Source organism: Gallibacterium faecale (assembly GCF_027920745.1).
Taxonomy (GTDB): domain Bacteria; phylum Pseudomonadota; class Gammaproteobacteria; order Enterobacterales; family Pasteurellaceae; genus Gallibacterium; species Gallibacterium faecale.
The window spans coordinates 1-6607 of record NZ_JAQIBB010000125.1 but is presented as its reverse complement, the minus strand read 5'-3'; the positions used below and the strand labels follow the sequence as shown (position 1 = coordinate 6607).

Annotated in this window: 6 protein-coding genes; 5 read left to right on the top strand and 1 reads right to left on the bottom strand. The window is 32.2% G+C overall.

The features are described 5' to 3' along the window. Positions 1–57: 57 nt before the first annotated feature. A complete protein-coding gene (locus PF272_RS12610) occupies positions 58–1041 on the bottom strand; it encodes a TRAP transporter substrate-binding protein (protein WP_271143030.1) in 984 nt (327 codons plus the stop codon). A gap of 238 nt (positions 1042–1279) precedes the next feature. Between PF272_RS12610 and PF272_RS12605 the strand changes: the two genes are divergently transcribed. The 5 genes from PF272_RS12605 to uxuA form a co-directional block, all read left to right on the top strand. Continuing rightward, complete coding sequence (locus PF272_RS12605) at positions 1280–1765, top strand: TRAP transporter small permease (RefSeq protein WP_065237845.1); 486 nt, start codon at positions 1280–1282, stop codon at positions 1763–1765. A gap of 16 nt (positions 1766–1781) precedes the next feature. Next, positions 1782–3083, top strand: coding sequence for a TRAP transporter large permease (locus PF272_RS12600; RefSeq protein WP_065233999.1), 1302 nt, complete (start codon positions 1782–1784; stop codon positions 3081–3083). 18 nt (positions 3084–3101) lie between these two features. Continuing rightward, complete coding sequence (locus tag PF272_RS12595; RefSeq protein ID WP_271143029.1) at positions 3102–5486, top strand: glycoside hydrolase family 31 protein; 2385 nt, start codon at positions 3102–3104, stop codon at positions 5484–5486. 14 nt (positions 5487–5500) lie between these two features. Further along, positions 5501–6262 (top strand): FCD domain-containing protein, encoded by a 762-nt coding sequence (locus PF272_RS12590; RefSeq protein WP_065237842.1) that lies wholly within the window; start codon positions 5501–5503, stop codon positions 6260–6262. A 31-nt stretch (positions 6263–6293) separates the two neighbouring features. After that, positions 6294–6607: mannonate dehydratase (gene uxuA / locus PF272_RS12585; RefSeq protein WP_271143028.1), on the top strand; the 314-nt coding region annotated here is incomplete at its 3' end.

Below are 6607 nucleotides of genomic sequence, written 5' to 3'. Positions count from 1 at the left end.
TTAAGAAAATAAACGGCATTGTAAGAAAATGCCGTTAAGTGATTTAAATAATAGGATTTATTTTCCTAACTCTTCGATTCTTTCAATATATGGTTTTAGAATAGGGTTCTGTTTTGCTGTATCATGCATACTTTTTACTGCATCAACAAAAGGTTGTTTATCAACTTGTATAAATTGTACATTTAATTGTGTTTTTGCTTTCTCAACTTCTTCAGCAATCATCTTAGTCCAAAGATCTTTATGGAATAGCATAGAATCATCAGCAGCTTTTTTTAGTGCAGCTTGTTGTTCAGGAGTCAATTTATTCCATGATTTCACACTAGTTAATAAAACATCTGGGATCATAGTGTGTTGATCTTCACTAAAATATTTAGCCACTTCACCATGACGGGCAAGAGTTAATGCTGTTTCATTATTTTCTGCGCCATCAACAACTTTTTGTTGTAATGCTGTATAAAGTTCTCCATAAGCTAAAGGTGTAGGGGAAGCTCCCATTAATTTCATCATTTCTACAGCAGAAGGACTTGGTTGTACACGGATTTTCATACCTTTCAGATCAGCTGGAGATTTAATTGGTTTACTTGCATAAAAGCTTCTAGCACCACCATCATAATAGGTTAATCCGATAAAACCTTTATCTTTTGATGAACCAAGAATTTTTTGTCCTACTTCAGGATCACTTAAGGAACGATAATAATGCTCTCTATCTTTAAATAAATAAGGTAAGTTAAAAGCGCCATAAGATGGTTCAAAAGCTTCCATTTCACTAGCATTTGATTTTGCCATATCCAAAGAGCCTGATTGTAATAGTTCCATTGATTCACGCTGTGTTCCTAATTGGCTATTTGGATAAATTCGAATGATTACTTCACCATTAGTTAATTTTTTTACTTCATCAGCCATATGTTGCATAGAAATATGTACTGGGTGAGTTTTGTCATTGTTATGACTGAGTTTAAGGACTGTTTTAGCTTGCGCTGATAAAGCAATCCCCATGGAGAGTAAAGAGGTTAACGCTACAGAAATAATAGTCTTTTTCATAAAAGATCTCCTGCTGGTAATAGTAGTATCATTGTTAATATTTAAAATTGGTATGTCAATTTTGCTTTAATGACAATATAAAATATATTGTTGGTTTAAATATAGGCGTTTTTCGATGATTGGCAATCCAATTTTTTAAATTGGTGATCCAAATAACAAAATAAAGATAATTTTATTGATATTTGGTTTATTTTAATCAAAATTGGAATGCCAATTTAAAACAAAAGGGAGAAGAAAAATGAGTGGATTTATTAAGATCATAAATAAGATTCTTTCAAGTATGTGTGTTGTACTCTGTTCTATTTTAGTGCTATGTGTTGTATGGCAAGTATGTTCTAGATATGTATTAAATACACCGAGTACTTATACAGATGAGTTAGCTAGATTTTTATTTATTTGGGTCGGATTAATTGGTGCTGCATATGCTTTAGGACAGAAAAAACATCTAGCTATAGATTTATTGGCTACAAAATTAGAAACATCTCCTAGTAAACAAAACTTACTAAATTTATGCATCAATATTATTGGGTTATTTTTTACTCTTTCTATTATGTGTTATGGCGGGATGAGATTAGTTCAGGACACAATTGCACATGGACAAATATCTCCTGTAATAGGTATCCAAATGGGGGTTGTTTATTTGGCTATTCCTATTAGTGGATTATTTATGCTGATTTATTTAGTTCGTGACATTTTCGAAAATGCTAAGCAACTTTCTCATTAAATAAGGAAATTTTATTATGGAATGGTCAACAGTTCTTGTTCTTAGTGGTAGCTTCTTTTTTCTGTTGTTTATTGGAGTACCTATTTCATTTGCCATTGGTATAGCGTCATTATTGACTATTATGCTTTCATTGCCACTAGATTCAGCAATTGCCGTTATTGCTCAGAAAATGGCATCAGGATTAGATAGTTTTTCTTTATTAGCAATTCCATTCTTCATTTTGGCAGGCAATATTATGAATAGAGGAGGGATTGCATTAAGGCTAATCGAATTTGCTAAGGTTATTGGTGGAAGATTACCAGGCTCTTTGGCTCATGTTAATGTGTTAGCTAATATGATGTTTGGTTCTATATCTGGTTCCGCTGTGGCATCTGGTGCTGCAATGGGCGGTATTATGTCACCATTACAAAAAAAGGAAGGATATGATCCAGCCTTTTCAGCCGCAGTAAATATTTCTTCTTGCCCTACAGGATTACTTATTCCACCTAGTAATACATTTATTGTTTATTCTCTAATTTCTGGTGGGACATCAATAGGAGCATTATTTTTAGCAGGGTATATACCTGGAATATTGATGGGGCTATCAATTATGCTCATTATTGGATTTATTGCGAAAAAGCGTCATTATCCTGTATCTCCAAAACCTACTTATAGTGAAGCATTAAAGAAAACACTAGATGCGTTACCAAGTTTAGGTCTTATTATTGTAATTATGGGAGGAATTATTGGTGGAATTTTTACTGCAACTGAAGCATCAGCCTTTGCTGTTGTTTATACTCTTGTTCTTGCAATGATTGTTTATCGTGAGGTTAAATTAAAAGAATTACCGCAAATTATTTTAGACTCAGTTATCACTACCGCAATAGTTTTATTGTTAATTGGAACTTCAATGGGAATGTCTTGGGCAATGGCTAATGCAGATATTCCTTATACAATTAGTGATGCATTGTTATCGATTTCAGATAATCCAATTGTAATTTTACTCATTATTAATGTGATTCTTTTAGTTGTTGGTGTATTCATGGATATGACACCTGCACTATTAATTTTTACCCCTATTTTTCTTCCAATTGTTACTGAGTTAGGAATGGATCCTGTGCATTTTGGGGTATTAATGGCGTTCAATCTTTCTATTGGGATATGTACACCACCAGTCGGTAGTGCACTATTCATCGGATGTTCTGTTGGGGGCGTTAAAATTAATCAAGTAATTAAGCCTCTTCTACCATTTTATGCTGTTTTAGTTCTTACATTGTTTTTAGTGACTTATATTCCAGAGATTAGTTTATTTTTACCAAGAATGTTATTGGGTTATTGATTAATAAGGAGATAATAAATGAAAACATTAAAAAATTGGACATATCAGCAGCATATTAATAATCGTATTGATATTGAATGTGAATACCATCTCAAACTACATATTTTTGTATTGGAAGAAGATATTTTTAGAGTTGCCTTTTCTCAAAATGAACAATTTCGTATTCCAGAAACATGGGCAATTACGCCAAATCAAGCAGATATTAAATGGACAGGAAGAGATAAATGGTCATTAGATGGATTTACTTTGCCATCATATAAATTACAGGAATATGATGAGAAAATAGAAATTTTGAGTAAGAAATTAAAAGTTATTATCCATAAGCCATTATGGCTTGAGTGGCAATACTATAATGGGAAAGAATGGATTACTTTTGCACAAGATAGAAAGAGTGGGGCTTATTTATTTGGAATTTCACAGAATAAAATTTCACATTTTATGCAGAGAAATTCTGATGAAAACTATTATGGCTTGGGCGAAAAGTCTGGAAATTTAAATCGTTATGGTCGTCGGTTTGAAATGAGAAACTTGGATGCGATGGGATATAATGCGGAAAAAACAGATCCATTGTACAAGCATATTCCTTTCTATATTACTCATACAGAAAAAGTTAGCTATGGATTATATTATGATAATCTTGCAAATTGTTGGTTTGATTTAGGTAATGAATTAGATAATTATCATGCGGCCTATCGTTCTTATAGAGCAGAAGATGGAGATCTTGATTATTATCTTATTTTAGGACCAAAAATTTTAGAAGTAACAAAGAAATACTGTAATTTGACAGGGGGGACAATTTTTGGGCCTAAATGGAGTTTAGGCTATAGTGGCTCAACAATGCACTATACAGATGCAGATGATGCACAAGAACAATTGAAAAAATTTGTTGATTTATGCGATGTTCATAGTATTCCTTGTGATTCTTTCCAACTTTCATCTGGATATACCTCAATAAATAATAAACGTTATGTTTTTAATTGGAATAGAGATAAGATTCCAGACCCACAAGGTATGAGCGATTATTTTCACCAAGCTAATATGAAGTTAGCCGCCAATATTAAACCTTGTCTATTACAAGATCACCCTAAATATGCAGAAGTTGCTAATAGTGGACTATTTATTAAAGATTCAATATCTGATTTTCCAGAACGTTCTATGTTTTGGGATGATGAAGGATCGCATTTAGATTTTACTAATCCTAAAACTATAGATTGGTGGAAGAAAAATGTAACAACTCAATTATTAGAATATGGAATTGATTCTACATGGAATGATAATAACGAGTTTAAAATTTGGGATGATCAAGCTCGTTGTAATTATTTTGGTAATGAAAAACCAATAAAATTACTAAGATCTTTAATGCCACTATTAATGATGAAAGCGTCTTATGAAGCTCAATTATCATATAAACCAAATAATCGACCGTATTTAATTTCTCGTTCTGGTTCTCCAGGAATGAATCGTTATGTGCAAACATGGAGTGGTGATAACAGAACGAATAGGAATACTTTAAAATACAATATCAAAATGGGATTAGGGATGAGCCTCTCTGCTTTATATAATATAGGACATGATGTTGGAGGCTTTTCTGGGGATAAACCAGATCCAGAATTATTTGTAAGATGGGTCCAAAATGGAGTAATGCATCCTCGTTTTACAATTCATTCTTGGAATGATGATCATTCTGTAAATGAGCCTTGGATGTATCCAGAGGTAATAGACATTATTCGCTCAACTATTCAATTACGTTATCATTTTATGCCTTACCTATATAATTTGTTATGGATGGCGCATAAGTATGATGAACCAATATTACGTCCAACATTTTTGGATCATGAACATGATATTCATACTTTTGTTGAAACAGATGATTATCTATTAGGTAAAGATTTATTAGTAGCTTCTGTAGTAGAACCGAATCAAAGAGAGAGAAGAGTTTACTTACCAAATAATTATATAGGGTGGTACGATTTTTATACACATGAATGGTATAAAGGTGGACAAGAAATCACTGTTTCTGCCCCGCTAGAAAGAATCCCTTTATTTATTAAGGCGGGATCAATTATTCCAATGAATCCAAAAAATGTCAGAAATACTAAGGAAGATATTTGTAGGGAATTATTGGTTATGCCACCGATTGGTATCGGGGAATACGATCTTGAAATTTTCGATGATGATGGAGAAAGTTATAATTATTTAAATGAAGAATATTTAATGTTACGTATTAAGGTTATTTGTTTAAGTGATCGTATTAATATTGTTTTATCTAGATCAGGAACATTTATGCCTAAATATGAAAAAATATTTTTTAGGTTGCCAAATAATGAAAGCAGAGAATTATTCATTAATGGTAGAAGCTTACCGTTAGATAGAGCGGTTTTACTATCTGATATAGATGAATAAGTTAGGAAATCATTATGATTAATGAGGATTTACGTTCTTATAAAAAAATAGGAAATGAATTAAAAAAACAATTATTTGAAGGAACATACAAAATTGGTGACAAATTACCAACAGAAAGAGAGTTAGCTGATTTTTTTAACGTTAGCCGTACAGTAATTAGAGAAGCTTTGATCATGTTGGAAATAGAAGGGTTTGTCGAAGTAAGAAAAGGATCTGGGGTATATCTAATTGATTTACCTCGAGTAGCTGAAAATGATGAATCAATTAACCAAATAGATGTAGGTCCATTTGAATTATTACAGGCAAGGCAGTTGTTAGAAAGTAGTATTGCTGAGTTTGCTGCAATTCAAGCAACAAGAGCAGATATTATTAAATTAAAGGATATTCTTCTTAGAGAAAGAAAAACTTTGGAACATGGTGATGAAGACTATGTGGCAGATGAAGATTTCCATCGGACAATTGCGGAAATTACACAAAATGAAGTGATTATTCAGATGCAAAAAGCTTTATGGGATTTAAGAATGAATAGCAAGATGTGGCAGGGATTACATATGCATATTCCTAATCAAAACTATCGCTATTTATGGATTAAAGATCATGAAAATATTGTATCTGCTATGCAGAAGAAAGATCCCGTATTGGCTAGGAAAGCAATGTGGCAACATTTAGAAAATGTAAAACAAAAATTATTTGAGCTTTCTGATGTAGATGATCCTAATTTTGATGGTTATTTATTTAATGTTAGTCCTGTTATTGTGGGAATAGAAACAGAATAGACATAAAAATTTTTAATGTAAGGAGTAGAAAATGGAACAAACTTGGCGTTGGTATGGCCCTAATGACCCAGTGTCATTATCAGATATTAGACAAGCAGGAGCAACAGGTATTGTGACTGCATTACATCATATTCCAAATGGTCAAATTTGGAGTATTGATGAAATTGAAAAACGTAAAGCATTAATTGAGCAGGCTGGTTTAACATGGTCTGTGGTGGAAAGTGTACCTGTACATGAAGAAATTAAGACACAGACAGGAAATTATCAGCAATGGATTGATAATTATAAACAGACACTACGTAATTTAGCTAAATGTGGAATTGATACAGTTTGTTATAATTTTAT

Excerpts from the sequence above, each read along its gene's own strand:
- PF272_RS12610 (WP_271143030.1), bottom strand. The coding sequence starts at position 1,041 with ATGAAAAAGACTATTATTTCTGTAGCGTTAACCTCTTTACTCTCCATG.
- PF272_RS12605 (WP_065237845.1), top strand. The coding sequence starts at position 1,280 with ATGAGTGGATTTATTAAGATCATAAATAAGATTCTTTCAAGTATGTGT.
- PF272_RS12600 (WP_065233999.1), top strand. The coding sequence starts at position 1,782 with ATGGAATGGTCAACAGTTCTTGTTCTTAGTGGTAGCTTCTTTTTTCTG.
- PF272_RS12595 (WP_271143029.1), top strand. The coding sequence starts at position 3,102 with ATGAAAACATTAAAAAATTGGACATATCAGCAGCATATTAATAATCGT.
- PF272_RS12590 (WP_065237842.1), top strand. The coding sequence starts at position 5,501 with ATGATTAATGAGGATTTACGTTCTTATAAAAAAATAGGAAATGAATTA.